Below are 19,371 nucleotides of genomic sequence, written 5' to 3'. Positions count from 1 at the left end.
TGAAACCAAGAAGAACAGGATTTGATCATGCAGGCCCAGGACAGCCAGACATGGAAAGAAATTTTCGCACAGCCGCGCATCTGGGCCGAATGGGCTCCGATCCTTGCTGGCAAGGCACAGGAAATCAGTGCCTGGATCAAGGAAAAACAGATCACCGAGATTGTCTTTGCCGGTGCCGGAACCTCGGCCTTTATCGGTGACGCATTGAGCTTTGCGCAATCTGACGGACTTATCATAAAGGCAATCCCGACCACCGATATCGTGGCATGCCCGTTCGAATGCCTTCGCAATGATCCGCATCTTCTCGTCGTGCAGTTCGGCCGCTCGGGTGACAGCTCCGAGAGCATTGGCACGCTTGATCTGCTCGATATGCAGTTTCCCAAGGTGCAGCGGCTGAACATCACTTGCAACCCGAAGGGTGCTCTTGCCACGCGTGCGCCTGTGGGAAGTGGAGAGCAAAAGGTGATTGCGCTGCCCGAAGCGACGCATGACAGCGGTTTTGCAATGACGTCCAGTTTCACGACCATGCTGTTATCTGCACTGGCCTGCCTCGATACTGGGGCGGATGTTGCTGATAATCTCAACAGGATCGCAGACAAGGCATCCTCGCTACTGCCAGCGCTGCAGGCTATGACACCGCCGAGGCCCGAGCGCGTGGTTTTTCTCGGCTCAGGCTCACTGAAGGGTGTGGCCCGTGAATCTGCGCTCAAAGTTCTGGAACTGACGGCCGGCCAGACCATGACCTCGTGGGACAGCACGCTTGGTTTTCGCCATGGTCCAAAGGCGGTCATCACCGGCCGTGATCTTATCGTCGTCATGGTCCATCCGGATGTGCATACTGCGCTTTATGATCACGATGTGGCGCGCGAGATCATGGCGCAGTACCCAGAGGCCACGGTGCTGACACTGGGTGGAGCGGGTTGCGATGTGAATCTTCGGACCTTGGGTGACGCCCGTTGGGAGGCACCGCTTTATGTGCTGGCGGCGCAGTTGTGGGCCGTTGCATGGTCAGGCGAACTTGCGCTTAACATCGACAATCCGTTTGCGGGACAGGGAAATCTCTCTCGAGTGGTCTCCGGCGTAACGCTTTATCCGGTGCGGGCATGATCTGCGGCGGCATCGATATCGGCGGCACCAAGATCGAAGCACGGCTGTTTTCCAACGATCTGGCGACTGTCGAAATGCGACGCATCCCAACGCCGAAGGAACGGCTTGCCGATTTCATCGATGCCCTCGCCGAGCAGGTCCGATGGCTCGAGCAGCTTTCGGATCAGGGCCAGGCGTTACCTGTGGGAATGGCCATACCTGGTCTTGTCGATGTGCATACGGGCCGTGCTTTCACCTCCAACCTGCCAGCCAGTGGTTACGACATCGCCACCATACTGGAGGAACGGATTGGTCGCAGGCTGCCATTGATGAACGACTGCCAGGCGTTTGCCCTGTCGGAGGCAAATGGCGGAGCCGGTGAAGGGTTCAAGACCGTTGTTGGCCTGATCATGGGTACCGGCGTCGGGGCAGGTCTGACGTGTGACGGTCGGTTGACGCCACGTCTGAACGGTTCGGCACTGGAAATTGGCCACATCGGCATTCCGGCCCATATCTCTGTGGCTCACGGTTTGCCGTCATGGGACTGCGGCTGCGGGAAGCGTGGATGTTTCGAACGCTATGTCTCCGGCACGGGTCTGGCGGCACTTGGCGGGCATAGGCTGGGACGACCGGTGACGGCCGAAGAGATCGTTGCCTCTGCGCAAGCCGGGGATAAGCAACAGCAAGAGGTAATGTCCCTATGGGCAGAGATCGCCTCGGAACTGTTGCTGATCATTCAGCTTACACACGACCCCGACTGTATTGTGCTGGGCGGCGGATTGTCCAGCATTCCGGATGTCGTGTCGCTGCTGGAAAAACCGTTTCAGTCCATAAAGCTCGGCGAAATGCGCATGCCGGCCATCCGCTCCGCCATCCATGGTGACAGCTCCGGAGCACGTGGTGCCGCCATCATGGCAAGCCGAAACCAATCTAACCCGTCTGGAGCCCCATTTTCATGACCCAACTCATCGCCGCCGATTTCATCTGGATGGATGGTGCCATGCAAACCGGGCTTGCGGCTGAATTCGCCAGCGGTGAGCTGAGAGAAATCCGGTCGCTTGAAAGCGACGAAAACCCGGACATGCGGGTCCATTTTCTTGGCCCGGCACTGACCGATCTGCAGGTGAACGGCAGCGGCGGAGTGATGTTGAATTCCGATCCTTCGGCACAGTCAATCTCACATATTGTCACGACGCAACGCTCTCTTGGCACCGGCTGGGTAATGCCAACCCTCATCACCTGTGAGGCTGAACGTATGCGCGCGGTCGCGACAGCGGCACGGGACGCTTGGGGAACGGCTGGCTTCCTCGGTCTTCATATAGAGGGTCCGCATCTCAACGTGTTGCGCAAAGGCACGCACAATCCTGCGTTTATCCGGCCCATGGATGAAACAACACTGGCGATCCTTGAAGAACTGCGTTCAGCTGGCATTCCAGTGATGCTGACGCTTGCGCCAGAGACCGTCGATTTGGACACGATCCGACGCATTGCAGATATGGGCGTGATCATCTCCGCAGGCCATTCTGCGGCAACCGCGGACGAAACCAGAGCCGGACTGGAAGCGGGTGTTACCTGCTTCACCCATCTCTATAACGCAATGCCACCCATGGGCTCGCGCGAGCCTGGCATCCTCGGTGCGGCGATCAATTCGGATGCCTATGCCGGGATTATTGTCGATGGCCATCATGTCGATTGGTCGATGGTGGCTCTGGCCTGCCGTGCGCGTCCGTCCCCGGGGCGTATGTTCATGGTCTCCGATGCAATGGCAACGATTGGCGGACCCGATCAATTCGAACTTTATGGCGAGACAATAAGGGTTCGGGATGGGGCACTTATCAATCAGGCGGGTTCTCTTGCCGGAGCGCATGTCGATCTTGCCACATGCCTTGCGAACGCCGTCCAGCATGTCGGGCTGTCACTGGAAGACGCTTACCAGATGGCAGCCATGATCCCACTGGACGTGATGGGTTTCAAGCGATCGGCACTTCGCCAAGGAACCCCCACCAGGGAAATCATAGCGCTCGATGACGCCCTGCGGCGCGTTGCGATCTGACACCGCAATGCGGCCATTGGGTAGCAGGATCCGGCCAATTAGAGGATTGAAATAATGAACATTTCATTGCAAAAGACGGCTATCAGCGATGGTTGCCTGATAACGGTATTTCCGACGGCCAATGATGCTGCCGATGCGGTCGCAGATCACCTCCTCGCAATCGTTAAGCGAAACCCCAAAAGTGTTCTGGGTCTTGCAACTGGCCAGACGCCCCGCCGGGTCTATAAAAGTCTCATCGATGCGTTTGTTGAGGGCGAGGTGTCGTTTCGTGATGTCGAGACTTTCAATCTGGACGAATATTGTGGTCTGGCGGCATCCCATCCGGATTCCTTTGCCGCGTTCATGAAGCGCGAACTCTTTGGTCTTGCCGATTTCGATCCTGGCAAGCTCAACCTCATCGACGGTGCCGCAGCGGATCTGGCAGCCGAGGCTGCACGATATGCGGCCCTGTTGCGCGAAAGCGGTGGCGTCGACGTACAGCTTCTCGGGTTGGGTACGAACGGCCATATCGGTTTCAATGAGCCCGGCTCGGCACCCGACAGTCATGTACGGATCGTCGATCTTTCTGAAGAAACCCTGTCAGCCAACCAGCCTGGTCTTGTGGAGCTGCGCTCCGTACCCTCGCAGGCCATCACCCTGGGGATCGCCGATATACTGAATGCGCGTGAAATCATCATGCTGGCGACGGGACCGGCGAAGGCGACTGCCGTTCGACGCAGTCTGCGGGAACAGCCGTCAACCGATTGCCCGGCCTCATTGCTCAGGTCTCATGGAAACATCCACTGGTATCTCGACAGCGCTGCTGCCAGCGCACTTTGATAAAACCAAGACAGTTTTTGACATCGCTGAGAACGGATGCTGCGGTCCGAAACCCTCCAAACGCAATGCCGAACGAGGACAACGCCATGCTGAAGATCACCTTTATCAATCAGGACGTTCGGCCCGCCCTCAGCAAATCGGCAATGACGTTTCCCGATGGTTATCGTTCCAAAGTCGAAACATACTGGGCTCGCATCAGCAACAACGGCCAGTTCTTTAACGGCCCGGTGCTCGCCGCATCATCAGTCACTCCGGAAAGTTCCGGCATGGTTGTCGAACTTTCGACGACCGACTACGCGCATTATCTTTACGCTGCCCAAGACCTGAACCATGAGTTTGATTGCCAGGCTTTCTTTTGTGCGGCCGCCATTTTGACCTCTGACAACCACCTGCTGTTTGGCGAGATGGCGCAGCATACGTCATCCCCCGGCCGGATTCAGTTTCCTGGAGGCGGTGTCGAAATTGGGGCCGATGGAGAACTCAATGCACGAATGTGCTGCCAGCGCGAGGTAATGGAGGAACTTGGACCGGATTTTGTCAGAGACATCGCATGGTTTCGGCCCTTTGGTTTAAAATGCGGCGGTAAAGATTCCACCGTCGGGATATTCTACGCCCTGTCTCTCGATATGACCGCCGGGCAGGCGCAAAATTCTTTCGCTAGTTATCGATCGAAACAACTGGCAGACGGAGAACTCCCCGAGTTTGATCGTCTCCATGCCGTGACGTTCGACCTTAAAACACTCAGCCAATTCTTCCGCGTGAACAAAGGCTGCATTGTTGATTATCTCGCACCGCTTCTGGAAGACGGTTGGGAGGAAGCTTCTAAGGCTGTGCGTTTCTGCGCAACAGAAACGCTGTCGCGGCACACGCCTGAACCGTATGCCCTTAAATCCCGCTGATGACCGCGCAACGATATGCAGGTCATCCGCCAGCGAAATTTTGCCCTCAATTTGAGAGATTTACATGAATACGTCTACACTCACGTCTTTACGATCGCGCCGTGATCGTGGTGAAACATATGGCATAACCTCCGTTTGTTCGGCGCATCCCGATGTCATTCGCGCGGCTTTGATACTGGGTCGCGACATTGATCAGCCGGTCTTGATCGAAGCCACTTGTAATCAGGTGAATCAAGACGGCGGATATACGTCTATGACACCTGCGAAATTCCGGACGTTTGTTGAGGAGATCGCGGGCAGTGTGGGCTTCAATACCGAAGGCCTCATCCTTGGCGGAGATCATCTAGGTCCCAATCCCTGGAAACATCTGTCTGCCGCTGATGCAATGGCCAAGGCCAAGGAGATGGTTGCAGCATATGCCAGTGCGGGATTTTCCAAGCTGCATCTCGACTGCTCGATGGGATGCGTTGGCGAGCCTGAAGCGTTGGACGATGAGCTTGTGGCCCGGCGCGCAGCCCAGCTGGCAGCAGTTGCCGAAGACAACAGCTCTTTTTCACCCGTCTACATTGTCGGAACGGAAGTGCCTGTTCCAGGTGGTGCTTCTCATGCCGTTGATGATCTTGACGTGACAGATCCGGCCGCGGCGCGCAGGACGTATGATGTGCACTCCAGGTCGTTCGCGGAACACGGGCTGGAGGCGGCGTTTCAACGGGTGATCGGTTTGGTTGTGCAGCCCGGTGTCGAATTCGGCAACGCAAATGTTGTGGCTTACCGGCCGGACCAAGCAAGGAACCTCTCTCAATCGCTTACCGACATGCCCAATGTGGTCTTCGAAGCACATTCGACCCATTACCAAACTGCTGAGGCGCTTTCGTCGCTCGTGGGTGGCGGGTTTGCCATTCTAAAGGTTGGTCCCGGCCTGACGTTTGCGTTGCGGGAAGCGCTCTATGGGTTGGATTTGATTGCGTCGGAACTTGATGGTGAAGCCCCGATGCTCAAGCAAACAATGGAAAACATCATGATGGGAGATCACAACCACTGGGCTAAATATTATTCAGGTACTTCTTCGCAACAGCGCCTCCAACGGCATTTCAGTTATTCGGACCGCATTCGCTATTATTGGTCCCAGCCCGCTGCGCGACAGGCAGTAGACGTTGTGAGAACCCGTCTCGGGAATAGGTCCCTACCTGAAACACTGATCAGCCAGTACCTCACTCCTTTGACTGCGAAAGTGCGATCAGGCGACGTCGTGGCTAATTTCGATGGAATAAAGCTTGCCTATGTCCAGGCGACGTTGCGTGATTATGCTAAAGCGTGCGGCCACTGACGGGGCTGTCACTCGAAAGTTTGAGAAGAACCTGACGTGCGGTGGTCTATTCTGTCCACCAGCGCCCGCACATCGCGGTCTGGCGTGTGTACAGAAGAATTATACGGAACGTGTGCTCAAAATCGCATGCGAAATCCTAGCCGACGAAACCAAGCGGAACACCGAATTAAGACTTCAGCTAAAATGAGACGTTCCCCGCCCTCCAATGATCGATGAGGGTTGAGAGGCAAAGGTGACATTCTGACGTCGCGTGGCCAGGGGAGCGCACGGCCCTCTATTTAAGCAGCCTGCAATTGCCGATTGCAAATCACTCGGCTTTGGGACCGTTGGTTCAGATCTCTTTAAGACGGCTGAACTCCCCTTTAACCGGCAAAATATCGCTCCGGGCGGACCCGCTGAATGCGGTACATGGGTCAACTTCACTCCGCGACGGCGATCTTGTTGGCGTTGATTCAGCCGACGTAAAAATAATCTTTACATCTAACTAACATAGTTGCTAGGTTTCTCAGTGCCGGTCTTTTAAACCCGCGTGGGTGATATGTTATGAGGCCAGGAAGAGGAAACCCAGTATGCCAGACACATATGCGACTTTTGCGGATAACTGTTTTGCCGGTAGATCGGTGTTGATAACGGGTGCCGCCAGCGGAATGGGGCTTGAGACCGCCCGTGCTTTTGCGTCCAAAGGGGCGGAAGTGGTCATGGCAGACCGAGACGAGGCCGGGCTTGAGCGTTACAGCGCCGATTTGCGGCAGTCGGGAGCCAAGATCCACACAGTAAGGGTGGATGTCAGCGATCAGGCGAGCATTGCGGCCGCATTCGAATATTGTGACACCAATCTACAGCGGCTCGACAACGTGGTCACCTGCGCGGCAATCATTACCGCCAAGCGTATCTTTGAACAGGATTGGGCGCACTGGCGCCGCGTGCTGGACGTCAACCTGCTTGGCACCTTCTTCACGGTTCAGGCGGCAGTCAAACGCATGCTCGACAATCCTGAGGGTGGCAATATCGTATGCACCGCTTCCGATGCTGGGGTCCATGGCGGTGGCGGGCTCATTGCCGATACGCCCTATGCTGCATCGAAGGCGGCCACCCTGTCGATGGTCAAATCTGTAGCGCGAGAACTGGCAGGCAAGAAAATCCGCATCAACGCGCTCAACCCTGGGCCAACAGACTCGCCAATGCATTCCCATATCGATCCTGCGCTGAAGGAGCGCATTGCTGCTAATTTGCCGATGCGCCGCATGGGTCGACCGGACGACATGGCCGCTGCCATCATGTTCCTTTGCTCCAATGCCGCCAGTTTCACCTATGGATCAGCGCTCGATGTCGATGGCGGATCGATGTTCCGCTAAATCAGTCTGGGAGGACAAGATGCATCAGACAGAGCGGCATTATGCCTATTCGGTCGACGTTCCCGAACTCGATGATGTCGACGTACTCGTCATCGGTGGCGGACCATCGGGAATTTCAGCAGCGGTAGCGGCGGCCCGTCTCGGGGTGAGGGTCCGTCTCGTCGAGCGCTACGGGTTTTTGGGCGGCAACCTGACCGCAGGTCTGGTCGGTCCCTGCATGACATCCTATTCGCTTGATGGCAAAACACAGCTGATCCGTGGCATCTACGAGGAATTCGTGCAGGGAATGATGGCGTTGGGAGGCGCATTGCATCCCAGTGCCATTCCTGCTGGTTCGGCCTATTGCGGCTTCATCGTTTATGGACATGACAAGGTCACCCCTTTCGAGCCCGAGGCAGCAAAGGTTGTCGCCCAGCGCATGTGTCTTGAGGCGGGCGTCGAACTTCTGCTCCACACAATGGTGGTCGACGCCATCGTTGACGACCGCGATGCCGACAATCCCAGGGTGCTCGGTGTTGTTTGCGCTGGCAAAGGTGGCTTGAGAGCCGCGCGCGCCAAAGTGGTGGTCGATTGCTCTGCCGATGGTGACGTCGCTCACTATGCTGGCGTCCACACCCGGCAGGGGCGTGACAGCGACGGGCTTTCCCAGCCCCAGACCCTGTTCTTTCGCGTTCAAAATGTCGATGATCAGGTTGTCGAGGAGTATGTTCGATCGCACCCGGACGACTATCGCCCGTTCTCCTCGATTGTCGCCAAGGCGACGGAAGAGGGGCGTTTCCCTGCGCCTCGTCGCGGCATAGGCCTCTATAAGACCATGGAGCCGGGGGTCTGGCGTATCAATACCGGGCGGGTGCTTAAACGGAACGGCGCCGATGCGCTCGAACTGTCACTGGCCGAGGTGGAGGGGCGTGAGCAAACCGTGGCTCTTCTCGATTTCTTCCGCAAGGAGTTGCCAGGTTTCAAAGAGGCGACGTTGCGCGATACCGCAACGCAGATCGGTGTGCGGGAAACCCGCCGCATCGAAGGCGACTACGAGTTGACGCTTGAGGATCTGCATTCCGGTCGCGCCTTTGAGGACGTGGTCGCACTCTGTGGCTATCCGCTGGATATCCACGATCCGACGGGATCGGGTGGCGGCACAGGTGGAGAAGGGCCCGACGCTGCCAATATCTATCAGATCCCGTATAGGGTGATGGTACCGCGCATCCACGATGGTCTTTTGGTTTCCGGTCGTGCCGTGTCAGCAACGCATGAGGCGTTGAGTGCCATCCGCGTCATGCCGCCCTGCTTTGCGCTTGGCCAGGCTGCCGGCATCGCGGCTGCGCTTTCCGTGGGCAATCGCGCCAGCCCTCGCCATATCGAATATGAGGACCTGCGCCGTGAATTGCTGGCACAGGGCGCTTATCTGGGGTGATGTGAGGGGCGGATGTATCATTCGCCCGTTTCACGTTCACGCCTTCAAATGCAATGTGATCAGCACGGTGCATTCCGCGCCTTGGGCAAACTGAGTTACGACGCGTAGCCAGTTACCGAAATGTTGTACCCGTGCAGATGTCAGTCCATCGACCTCGGCCGGCATATCGAACTCCGTCCCTTCTCGCATCCAATGCATGCCATCGGGCGAAATTTCCACCCATCCGCGAGGCGATGCGCCAATCGGCTGTTTCAGCGCGCGGATGAAGAAGACTGCTTCGCGCGCCCAGCCTGCCTCATAGGGTTCACTGGCGGCATCACCACTCCAGGGCTCGTTGCGGGCAATGATCGCTGTGATGTTTTCAGGCAGCATCAGAAATCTCCTGAAATGCAGATCGAATCGACATAGAGAAAGGCGCGCTTGGCGACGTCCGTTTCCGCGAACAAGCAGAAGTTCAGCATGCACCAGAGGTTTTTCATTGCCGGAATACGGATAGGCTCGAAGCCCGATACATCGAAGGTGCGATCGTTGCACTGCATGCCGGTGGCCTGCATTTTTTCAAGGTCGAAATCGAACCGCAGATAGCTCCAGTTCACCTTGGTCGGGATTTCGTTGTAGCAAAGCTTTTGCTCGCCATCCGGCAGATCAAGCCAGCCTTCCGGTGCAAGGTGGTAGTGACTGACCGTCTTGTCCTCCGTTCCAAGAGGTGTGATCTCGGTAGTCTCACGCTTGTATTGCCATTTCTGCAAGAATTTGCCGTTTTCGGCATTCAAAAATCTTAGATGCGGCATTACCCGCTCGCTATCGCTGTCACGGTCGCCGCCCTGCAGATCGAACAGAAACCCGACGGAACGCACGTCGGTTTCCGACAGCTTCAGCTCGGAGGCTTCCGGTTTGAAGGTGAAGTAAATCTCGAAGCGGATCGGTCCTCTTTTGCGGAACGTGTGACGTTTGATCGCGACATTCTGTGCGCCCGGCTTGGGCCTGGTGGCGATCTTAAGCGCATAGGACGAATCCATACCGCCATGCGAGCCGGCATCCCAATGCCCGAGAGTGGAAATCATCGCACTGGAATGCTGGGCGTAACCGGGCAGCATGGCATCCAACGTGTCTTCGTAATTGCCGACCAGTTGCGACCAGCCGCAATGGCCGCGCGAAAAGTCGTCGAACGAGAGAATGCGGGGCAATGGGTCAAAACGACTGAGTGCGGGATCGGCCCGCAACAGAGCGATGCGTAAGCTTTCCGTCATTTCGGCCATTTGGCTCGGTGTTGATGGTGCCATCGGGTTCTGCCTCACTGTGTTCAGCGGCCTGCTTGTGTGCTAGTTCTAGCCACATCGTATCATCTTGGCAACTGATAAACCTAGTTGCTATGTTATAAACTGTATGCTAGCTTTTGATCATGAGGACGCAAACAATGGTTATCTCCCGCAAATCCGTATTCGATGCAAAGCTGGTAAGCCCTGTCAGGCTCGCAGACGGTGTGTCGGATGCTATTGCTGCCGCTTTGTTCGACGGCCGTATTCCGCCGGGCGAGCCGTTGCCGCCCGAGGGAGAAATCGCCAAGGAATTTGGTGTGTCGAAGCCGATTGCGCGTGAGGCTCTGCGTCAGTTGACAGCTGCTGGACTGATCTTCACCCAGCAGGGAAAAGTGGCCCGCGCCAAGGCCATGAGTGGCGAGACGATGGACAAGATCTATGGCTATGCGGTGCGCTCGAGCCTCAAGCGCCTTCAGGAAGCCAATGAGATGCGCCGGGTCATCGAGACCGGCATTGCGAGACTTGCCGCCGAGCGTCGAGACCCCGAAGGTCTGGAGATGATGGAGCAGGCGTTGAAAGACATGAATGCCGGCGTCCATGATCCCGCCAGTTTCACGGCTGCGGACATTTTGTTCCATCTTGGTCTGGCGACCGCGACGGGCAATGCGATGATCCGCGTTCAGATGGAAGGCATGCGCACAGTACAGCGGGAAGTGTCCGAGCTTTTCTCACGGCGCGCGAACCGTAGCGAGGCAGATTGGCATGAGACGATCGCACGGCACGCTGCAATTTGCGAAGCCATCCGTTTGGGCGATGCTGACCGGGCCGAGCAAAGGATACGCGCGCATTTCGATGCGGCAGATATCGCTTCACTTGAAGTCGCTGATAAGCTGGAAGGCGCAGAGGGATGACGAGCTCGCGCTTCTCGCTCAATGGTCGGCGTGCGCTGGTGACCGGTGCCAGTTCTGGCATCGGTCGCGCTGTGGCACTGGGGCTGGCAGAACATGGCGCGGAACTTATCCTCCACCATTTCGGCAACGAGGCGGGCGCCAGGGAGGTGGCTGAAATGATGGGCGGCAAAGCGCCCGTCATCGAGGCGGATTTTACCAGGCAGGGTGCGACTGAAGCATTCGCCAACGATATACTCGATCAATTTGGGCCGATCGATATCCTGATCGCCAATGCTGCTATCGAACGACGCATGCCTTGGAATGATATTGATGAGGCGCATATAGCCGCGCATGTGGCGTCAAATTTCGCGGCACTGCTGACCCTCACGGGAAAACTGGTTCCGCCCATGGCCGAGCGTGGCTGGGGCAGGGTGGTTGCTACCGGCAGTATCATGGCGACCAGACCGCGCACCGAAACGATCGTCTATGCATCCTTGAAGGCAGCGCAACTGACGGCGGTGCGGGCCATTGCCCGCGACGTCGCGCCGCGTGGCGTTACAGTCAATGTCGTCTCGCCCGGCGCCATCGAGATCGAGGCCAACGCGGCCCAGTACAGCGACCATGCTTTTCGCAGGGCCGTGACGGCTAAAATCCCTGCAGGACGACAGGGGCAGCCGCATGATCTGGCAGGTGCATTCGTTTTTCTGTGCAGCGACGCTGCCAGCTACATTACCGGAGCAAACATACCGGTCGACGGAGGATGGTCGATCGGTGATGCCCCTGGTGTCCTTCCGCAGGTTGCCGATTAGTCGCCTGCGACAAGGAGTTACAGTGAATGCCATTGGCATCGCTGGAGGAGTACTGTTTACGAAGCGACCAAACGGGAGGAAGCCATGAGGACCGCACTAGCAGGTATAGCAGCATCCGCTTTAGCACTATTGATGTCGACATCTGCCGCGCTTGCTGTGGATCTCCGCATGACGGTGTGGACCGGTAGCGAAGCCCATCTGAAGATGCTGAATGCCATCGCAGAGAGTTTCAAAGCCAAGAATCCGGACGTAAACGTCAAATTCGAGACAGTTCCGGTCAACGATTACACCCAAAAACTGACCTTCCAGGTGGCGGGCGGAAATCCGCCCGATGTCGCCTGGATGATGGAAGATGCGGCTCCCGCTTTTGAGAACGCCAAGCTTCTCATGGATCTCGGGCCAACACTAAAGGCTACGGAGGGCTATGATTTCGCGGACTTTTCTCAGCCGGCCATGGGCCTGTGGCAGCAGGGTGAAACGGTTTACGGGATACCATTTTCCACCTCGCCATTCCTGATTTACTACAACAAGGACATGTTCGACAAAGCAGGCCTTGAGGACCCGCAACAGCTAGCGGCCAAGGGCGAGTGGAACATGGACAAGTTCCAGGAAGTCTCCAAGAAGCTGGTCGAAGCCAACCCCGGCAAATGGGGTTTCGAGTTCAAGGACGGTGAAGGTTATGCTTCTCGCATGACGCATGCTTTCCTGCCTCCTATCCGCGCCTATGGCGGCGATATCTGGTCGAACAAGCAATGCGGGTTTGACAAGCCTGAAGCCGTGAAGGCGATCAAGCAACTGCATGACATGGTGTTCAAGGACAAGTCGATCGTGCCGCCTGGCACTCAGGGCGACTATTTCTCGGGAAATTCAGCGATGACCGTGAACCAGATTTCGCGCGCATCGAAAATGCCGGAGGCGGGTTTCAAGTGGGGTATCGCACCCTTGCCGACGGGTCCGGGAGGGGAATCTCCGGTCATCGGCCAAGCTGCGCTCGTCGTTTTTGCCAAGGGCAAGAACACCAAGGTTGCTGCGGAGTTTGTGGCGCATATGACCAGTAAGGAAAATGTCGCCACCATGGCGCAATTCTTCCCGCCTGCCCGTAAGAGCGTTCTGCAAGCACCAGCTTTCATCAACGGCAACAAGCTGATTTCGCCGGAGATGATGAAGAATGTCGCGGCGGCGATTGAAAAGGGCCGTGTCGTTCCCGGGCATGAGAAGGCGCCACAAATCCTTGCCGCAATGATGCCTCGTGTCGACGCTCTCTGGAAGACCGATGCGAATGTCGATGCCGCCATTAAGGACATCTGCGCGGCAATTACACCACAACTCTGATGACGCCTCTTCGTCACCCGACCTTGTGCCAACATGAACGCAGTCAAATTCTCGGCGCAAGGCGGAGGATGACGATGGAGTGCTTGGATCCGTGAGAGTAAACAACCAAAAGCCCTGGCTGAGTTTGAAGGCGAGAGAAATGATGGAGGCGTGGCTGTTCGTCAGCCCCACCTTCATCGGCTTCCTCATCTTTTTTCTCGGGCCGCTCTGCGCCATCCTGTATTATTCGACAACGGAATGGAACCTGCTGACGCAGGAGGCAACCTTTATCGGCCTGGCCAACTTCGAGAATGCGCTGCTCGAAAATCCGGATTTCTGGCTCGTGGTGCGCAACTCGGTTATTTTTGCAATCGGGCTTGTGCCGCTCAATATGGCGCTGGCTCTAATGCTGGCGCTCGCCCTTTCACGGCCTTTCTTGGGCGTTGTGTTCTTCCGCACGGTGTTCTTCGCTCCGGTTATCACCTCGGCGATCGCCTGGGCGATAGTCTGGAAGTTCCTGTTGCAGGGAGAGGGCGGCTTTATCAATCAGGTGCTGGCGATTGTCGGCATCAGTGGACCGAACTGGTTGCGTGAGCCGAACTGGGCGATGGCCGCTGTCATCGTGACGCGGGTCATCAAGATGGTGGGACTGAACATGATCCTCTACATCGCCGCCCTGCAGTCCATCCCGCGGGATTACGAGGAGGCGGCTCGCCTTGAAGGGGCCTCGCGTCGGCAGATTTTCAAAATGATTACTTGGCCGCTGCTTGCGCCGACGACGCTCGTCATCATGGTCATCACCACGATCGGTTCGTTCAAGGTATTCGATCACATATACCAGATGACCGGAGGCGGACCTGAAAACGGCACGCTGGTGCTAGCTTTCTACATTTACCAGCAGGGCTTCAAGTTCTTCAATATCGGGTACGCATCTGCACTGGCGATGATCATGTTCGTCATCGTAATGGCCCTGACACTGGTCCAGGTCATGCTGAGACGGAAGGGCATGCAATGACGCAGCGTCAGATCCAGATTCTTTATCGCACCTGCTGGACGATTGCGCTTTTGATCGTCGCCGTACCCTTCGTCTTTCCGTTTATCTGGATGGTATCTGCGGGCTTTAAAAGCGTGACCGAAATCTTCGGCACGCCGACGCTCATTCCGCGTGTCTGGCGTTGGCAGAACTTTGTCGAGGTCTTCACCTACCAGCCATTTGCCCGACAGTATTTCAATTCGATATACATCGCGGTCGTTGTGACCGTGCTGACGCTGATAATCGCTTCGCTGGCCGGATATGCGCTGGCGCGGATGCGATTTGCCGGGGCGGGGCTGCTGATGGTTTTCCTGATTTCGGCGCTGATGGTGCCGGAGGAAGTCACGATCATTCCCAACTTCTTTCTGATGCGCGGGATGGGCATGGTGGATAGCCACTGGCCTCTCATCCTTCTGCCGACCTTTGGTCCGCAAGGCGTGATGGCGACGTTCCTGATGCGTCAATATTTTCTGGCGCTGCCAAAGGAGCTTGAAGATGCGGGCAAGATGGATGGGCTTTCACGCCTTGGGGTCTGGTGGAAGATCGCGATACCGATGTCGCGCCCGGCACTGGCAGCGGTTGCGATAATCACCTTTCTTCATTCGTGGAACCTGTTCCTTGAACCGCTGATCTTTGTCAGTTCGCTCGAAATGTTCACGCTTCCGCTCGCACTTTCCAACTTCAACGACAGCTATGGCCTTCCTTTATGGAACCTGCAGCTTGCCGCAACCAGCCTTGCCGTGGTGCCGATCCTGATTGTCTATCTGATCGCCCAGCGGCAGATCATTGAAAGTTTCGCGCTTTCCGGCGTCAAAGGGTAAGATATGACCAGTGTTACGCTAACGGACATTAAAAAAAGCTTCGGGGCGGTGGACGTTATCCGCGGTGTCGATCTGGAGATTGAGAACGGCGAGTTCGTCGTTTTCGTGGGCCCTTCCGGATGCGGAAAATCCACACTGCTCCGGCTCATCTCAGGGCTGGAGTATATCACTGGCGGCGAGTTATCGATCGGCGGGCGCGTGGTGAACGAGGTGCAGGCATCGCAACGCGGCGTGGCGATGGTGTTCCAGTCCTATGCACTCTATCCGCATCTGACGGTTCGCGACAATATGGCTTTCGGGCTGAAGGTACGGAAGGTACCGACTGCGGAGCGCGACCGGCGCGTCGGCGAAGCGGCGACAACGCTTAAGCTGGAGGCTTTGCTGGATCGCTATCCGCGCGAACTTTCCGGCGGCCAACGTCAGCGCGTAGCCATTGGTAGGGCCATCGTCGGCAATCCCGACGTATTCCTGTTTGACGAACCCCTGTCCAACCTTGATGCAGAACTGCGAGTGCACATGCGATCCGAGATCGCCGCGCTACATAAGCGTCTTGCCACCACGATGATCTACGTGACCCACGATCAGATCGAGGCCATGACGTTGGCCGATAAGATCGTCGTTCTGCGCGACGGGCGGATAGAGCAAGTGGGTTCACCAAGGGAACTCTATGAACGGCCGGCCAATATTTTCGTGGCCCAATTTATAGGAAGCCCGAAAATGAACGTAATACCGGCAGTTGAGGCAAGTGCATTGCTGAGCGGACCGCATCCTGCCTCCACCGAAACTCTAGGCGTACGACCCGAACATTTCATCATTTCCGCCCCAGGAGAGGGCGTTATGCGTGGAATTATCAATCTCTGTGAGTATACGGGCGCAATATCTCTGCTGCATATCGCGTTGCCCAGCGGACAGATTTGCCTTGTCACCCATGACAGGCCGGAAATGCCCTCTGTGGGAAGCGAGGTCGGATTAACCGCCGATCCGTCAAAACTCCATTATTTCGACAGTCACGGAGTTTTATTACTCTAGTGTCGTAAAAACCCGCTGATCACCCGCTCCAGATCATGAGCTGTTCGGAATATCGATAAGCGAGTTTGCAGAAAGCATGTCTCAAAATCGCACGACTACCGCGCCGTCACAGTCTGCCACGTTCGCAATAGTCTTTCTGTGCGATAGAGAGCCGCGGGTCATAATCGCGCGTGATTTGAGAATGTGGTGGATCGGTTCTGGCTCACTGTGAATGTTCCTTTTTAGAAATCGAACGATGCCGAAAGTGTAAAGGTACGAGATGCGCCAGCTGCGAGGAAGCTGCGAGCCGACGACGCCCAATAGTTCTCATCAAAAACGTTTTCGACATTGGCGCGGATTTCGATAGGCTTTCCGTTTTCGCGCTCGAATTTGTACCGTGCACCAAGGTCGACGCGTGTCCAGTCGTCGACCTTCAGGGTATTCGCCGCGTTGAAGTAAGTGCTGCCGCTGTGAACGACACGACCGGTGGCTGTTAGGCTTTCAATCCATGGCAAATCATATTCGCCATAGAGGCTGATCGAAGTCTTGGGGATGCCGGGAGCCACGTTGCCATCATTTCCTCCGCCATTGGTGCGGCTTAGCTCTGCACCAAGAAATGTGATCCCGCCAAGCAGTCGCAGGCCGTCGATTGGCTCTCCGTAAGCCGTAAGTTCTACGCCACTATTGGTCTGGAGACCATTGAGACCATAGGTGTTCCCGACCACATAAGCGCTAGGCTGCTTTATCTCGAAAAGCGCTGCCGTAAGCATGAGCGAACCGGTGTCATATTTCACCCCAACTTCTTTTTGTCGATTGACCGTAGGAGGAAGTACTTCGCCTGGGTTACTTAATGTTGGCGTCAAAGGAGCGATTGCGCCTTCCGTCAACGCCTCCACGTAATTTGCGTAGATGGATAGGTCTTCGGTCAACTTAAAGCTGGCTGCAACCGCTGGACTAAACCGTGACTCATCATAAAAGTAATTCTGTACTCCGAGAGGTCCACGATCTGGGCGCACATTGAAGCTTTTTTGGCGGACACTTTGAAAGCGCCCTCCCAAAGTCAGTTCAAGTCTGTCGTCTAGGACGGAAAGCGTATCAGAGAATGCAAAGCTGGTAGACAACAGTTCTGAAAACGGGTTCAAGTTACCAGAACGGGGCAAGCCCGACGTATTCACCAAGCTACCTGAGATATAAACGGGATCGTAAATATTGGATACGTAGCTTGGGAAGCCCAAAGCAGATGGGTTGAGGTAACCGCGATTATTTTCCGTATAGGCTAGTTGGGCGGATATGTTCAGTTGGTGGTTTATCTCACCCGTTTCGAATTCTGAACGAATCCCTGTTTCGCCAGAATAGCTGATAATTTCTTGCGGATTGTATCCGAAATCGATCCGGGCATCACCGCTGTTGTTTAGAATTGTATAGGACGATGTCAAAAAGTCCTCACGGTAACGATACGCGCCTGCTGCGGCATAGATCGTCGTGCTGTCCAGGATATCGTACTCAATGCGTCCCGTAGCCATATTGTATGAGCTATCAAGATATTCAAACGGATTGCCCGTATTCACCTTGCCATTTGGAGCTCGCGGTATCTGCGTCACCAAAGATACAGGTCGTGTATCTACCGTGTTAAACAGTGATGTTGGCGAATCTAGCTTTTGTGTCGAGTGGCTCAAATCTAACGAAGCACGAAAATCATCACCACGATAGTCGATGCCGAGCGTTGCCACGCCAACTTTGGTATCATTGTGATCAAGAGCGGTTTCACCGCCCTTGATTGAGCCATTGGCGCGAACGCCCCATTCATTTGCTGGGCCAAACCGACGGCTAACGTCGGCGTGCGTCCAGAATTGTGAATCGCTGCGATAACCAGTCGTCAGACGGGTTAATGGTTCATCTGCTGCACGCTTTGGGATGAGATTGATCGTTCCGCCGACGCGACCCAGCCCGCCGTTCGCGAAATTGCTCGGTCCTTTCAAAACTTGAACCTGCTCAATGCCTTCAAGGAAATGACGACGCGGGTTGGCTATATACGGAAGTCCATCGTAAAGAATATCGAGGTTAACCACCGAAAAGCCGCGGATGAAGAACGAATCGCGCTCGCTATTTGCAGGCGCATCCGCGCGCACGGACGGGTCGTTGAGTGTAATATCCGCAACAGTTCGCGCCTGCTGATCACGGATGAGCTTAGCTGTGTAGGCCGTGATACTGAAGGGCGTGTCTTTAACAGGACGGTCTCCGAGGGAGCCAAGTCGTGCTCCTGTCGAAAGCTGTCCACCACTGAACGATGCAGGAGGCAGTCCGATGGTGCTTGTCTTCGGTTTGTTTTCGTTTTGAGATTGGATCAAGATGGGGGCAAGTACTGTTGCGGAGGTGCCTGGACCGCGTTCAGCGCGATTTGCTTCTTGGCCTTGCGCTAAAACTGGCGTCAGCGCGAGCAGCGAAACGCTGGCAAGTATCGCGCAGCCGTAACTACGCAGGCAGAACTGGTGTGTTCCCTTCGACATGTACCCCATCCCCATTTCAATAGAATTCTGTTTGATGATTAGAACGTGTTGCAGGCAGCGTCAGGTTTGCGGCTGCCAATCGAACTCAAGCGTCTCCCGGAAGGCAAAGCGCTCGATATGCGTTTGAACGACATCCTGTAAAACTGGAAGGTCTTCGCTCTTATGTGCAGTGATTTCGATGTGAAGGCTTCTATCGTCCGCCCTCAGCCGGGCATCTCCTAGCGGCAAAGCAATCTTTGCCGAAACGGGCGTGAACTCCGTTTCAAATTTATGTGCCCAGTGCTTGGAAAGTTGCTGTAGATAGCGACTTCCATACTCCGTCGAAATGATCGCCTGCCTGCTGGACATGAATACCTCGGATCGTATCACTTGAGTGCGTTTTGTCCGCGTCTTCTAGAAAAAACTTGGAACGTAAAGACGCAATCTCAAAGATGACAATTTGAGTCAAGTCTTGATAACGATTTAAAGTAGAATATCCTTGGAAATATCGAAGTGAATTAGTCGATTTCGAGTGTTAGTTGCATTTAATAGCTTTTTAGAATTCACGATTGCGAATCTTGAGTTCTCTTAGGATACGTGGAATGAGCGATAGAGAATGTTCGCCATAGTTTTCAATGCCTTGTTGTGAACCGTAATGCGCGGTTGCCATTTCTGTGTATGCTGCGATCCAAGCTATGGCTATGGCGCATGTTCTTTCATTGCTTGCCAAGCATGTTCTGCAATCGCCGAACGGTGAGGAAACGGGTTGCTGCGCTGCCATTTGGACAAACATCAGGATGC

At 55.6% G+C, this 19,371-nt stretch carries 18 protein-coding genes; 14 read left to right on the top strand and 4 right to left on the bottom strand.

Annotated features, from left to right (window positions below; all coding sequences use genetic code 11):
* Nucleotides 1-27 precede the first annotated feature (27 nt).
* From HGO37_RS13720 to HGO37_RS13685, 8 genes are all read left to right on the top strand, one after another.
* Entirely contained in the window at nt 28-1,107 is a 1,080-nt protein-coding gene (locus HGO37_RS13720; RefSeq protein ID WP_250983782.1) for an AgaS family sugar isomerase, read from the top strand.
* Nucleotides 1,104-2,045, top strand: a complete 942-nt coding sequence (locus tag HGO37_RS13715; protein ID WP_250983781.1) for an ROK family protein — start codon at nt 1,104-1,106, stop codon at nt 2,043-2,045. The genes HGO37_RS13720 and HGO37_RS13715 overlap by 4 nt, the downstream gene beginning before the upstream one ends.
* Nucleotides 2,042-3,139, top strand: coding sequence for an N-acetylglucosamine-6-phosphate deacetylase (locus tag HGO37_RS13710; protein WP_250983780.1), 1,098 nt, complete (start codon nt 2,042-2,044; stop codon nt 3,137-3,139). The genes HGO37_RS13715 and HGO37_RS13710 overlap by 4 nt, the downstream gene beginning before the upstream one ends.
* Before the next feature lie 54 nt (nt 3,140-3,193).
* Entirely contained in the window at nt 3,194-3,958 is a 765-nt protein-coding gene (locus tag HGO37_RS13705; RefSeq protein WP_250983779.1) for a glucosamine-6-phosphate deaminase, read from the top strand.
* A gap of 86 nt (nt 3,959-4,044) precedes the next feature.
* Complete coding sequence (locus HGO37_RS13700; RefSeq protein ID WP_250983778.1) at nt 4,045-4,857, top strand: NUDIX hydrolase; 813 nt, start codon at nt 4,045-4,047, stop codon at nt 4,855-4,857.
* Between the two features lie 64 nt (nt 4,858-4,921).
* Complete coding sequence (locus tag HGO37_RS13695) at nt 4,922-6,184, top strand: D-tagatose-bisphosphate aldolase, class II, non-catalytic subunit (RefSeq protein ID WP_250983777.1); 1,263 nt, start codon at nt 4,922-4,924, stop codon at nt 6,182-6,184.
* Nucleotides 6,185-6,753: 569 nt separating this feature from the next.
* On the top strand, nt 6,754-7,539 hold the full coding sequence (locus tag HGO37_RS13690; protein ID WP_259148130.1) for an SDR family NAD(P)-dependent oxidoreductase: 786 nt from the start codon (nt 6,754-6,756) through the stop codon (nt 7,537-7,539).
* A gap of 19 nt (nt 7,540-7,558) precedes the next feature.
* On the top strand, nt 7,559-8,953 hold the full coding sequence (locus HGO37_RS13685; protein WP_250983776.1) for an FAD-dependent oxidoreductase: 1,395 nt from the start codon (nt 7,559-7,561) through the stop codon (nt 8,951-8,953).
* Nucleotides 8,954-8,989: 36 nt separating this feature from the next.
* On the opposite strand, the gene HGO37_RS13680 is transcribed toward HGO37_RS13685, so the two are convergent.
* Nucleotides 8,990-9,325, bottom strand: a complete 336-nt coding sequence (locus HGO37_RS13680) for a hypothetical protein (RefSeq protein WP_250983775.1) — start codon at nt 9,323-9,325, stop codon at nt 8,990-8,992.
* Entirely contained in the window at nt 9,325-10,236 is a 912-nt protein-coding gene (locus tag HGO37_RS13675) for a DUF6772 family protein (RefSeq protein ID WP_250983774.1), read from the bottom strand. Before HGO37_RS13675 ends, HGO37_RS13680 begins: the two co-directional genes overlap by 1 nt.
* A gap of 134 nt (nt 10,237-10,370) precedes the next feature.
* On the opposite strand from HGO37_RS13675, the gene HGO37_RS13670 reads away from it, so the two are divergent.
* The 6 genes from HGO37_RS13670 to HGO37_RS13645 all read left to right on the top strand — a co-directional run bounded on the left by HGO37_RS13670 (nt 10,371) and on the right by HGO37_RS13645 (nt 16,105).
* Nucleotides 10,371-11,123: a FadR/GntR family transcriptional regulator gene (locus HGO37_RS13670; protein ID WP_250983773.1), complete on the top strand. Its 753-nt coding sequence runs from the start codon at nt 10,371-10,373 to the stop codon at nt 11,121-11,123.
* A complete protein-coding gene (locus tag HGO37_RS13665) occupies nt 11,120-11,911 on the top strand; it encodes an SDR family NAD(P)-dependent oxidoreductase (RefSeq protein WP_250983772.1) in 792 nt (263 codons plus the stop codon). The genes HGO37_RS13670 and HGO37_RS13665 overlap by 4 nt, the downstream gene beginning before the upstream one ends.
* Nucleotides 11,912-11,995: 84 nt before the next feature.
* The gene (locus HGO37_RS13660; RefSeq protein WP_250983771.1) at nt 11,996-13,243 is read left to right on the top strand and encodes an ABC transporter substrate-binding protein; all 1,248 of its coding nucleotides are present in this window, start codon (nt 11,996-11,998) and stop codon (nt 13,241-13,243) included.
* 139 nt (nt 13,244-13,382) lie between these two features.
* The gene (locus HGO37_RS13655) at nt 13,383-14,237 is read left to right on the top strand and encodes a carbohydrate ABC transporter permease (protein ID WP_352230570.1); all 855 of its coding nucleotides are present in this window, start codon (nt 13,383-13,385) and stop codon (nt 14,235-14,237) included.
* Nucleotides 14,234-15,076, top strand: a complete 843-nt coding sequence (locus HGO37_RS13650; protein WP_250983769.1) for a carbohydrate ABC transporter permease — start codon at nt 14,234-14,236, stop codon at nt 15,074-15,076. Before HGO37_RS13655 ends, HGO37_RS13650 begins: the two co-directional genes overlap by 4 nt.
* A gap of 3 nt (nt 15,077-15,079) precedes the next feature.
* Nucleotides 15,080-16,105 (top strand): ABC transporter ATP-binding protein, encoded by a 1,026-nt coding sequence (locus HGO37_RS13645; RefSeq protein WP_250983768.1) that lies wholly within the window; start codon nt 15,080-15,082, stop codon nt 16,103-16,105.
* A gap of 221 nt (nt 16,106-16,326) precedes the next feature.
* On the opposite strand, the gene HGO37_RS13640 is transcribed toward HGO37_RS13645, so the two are convergent.
* Together HGO37_RS13640 and HGO37_RS13635 are read right to left on the bottom strand one after the other, a co-directional pair.
* Nucleotides 16,327-18,591 carry a TonB-dependent receptor gene (locus tag HGO37_RS13640; RefSeq protein WP_250983767.1) on the bottom strand — a complete coding sequence of 755 codons (2,265 nt, stop codon included), beginning with the start codon at nt 18,589-18,591 and terminating at the stop codon, nt 16,327-16,329.
* A 60-nt stretch (nt 18,592-18,651) separates the two neighbouring features.
* Nucleotides 18,652-18,939, bottom strand: coding sequence for a DUF2218 domain-containing protein (locus tag HGO37_RS13635; protein ID WP_250983766.1), 288 nt, complete (start codon nt 18,937-18,939; stop codon nt 18,652-18,654).
* Between the last annotated feature and the right edge of the window lie 432 nt (nt 18,940-19,371).

It is taken from the genome of Rhizobium sp. CG4, assembly GCF_023701965.1.
Lineage (GTDB): Bacteria > Pseudomonadota > Alphaproteobacteria > Rhizobiales > Rhizobiaceae > Agrobacterium.
The sequence above is the reverse complement of the archived record's forward strand: the minus strand, read 5'-3'. Positions and strand labels throughout refer to the sequence as shown.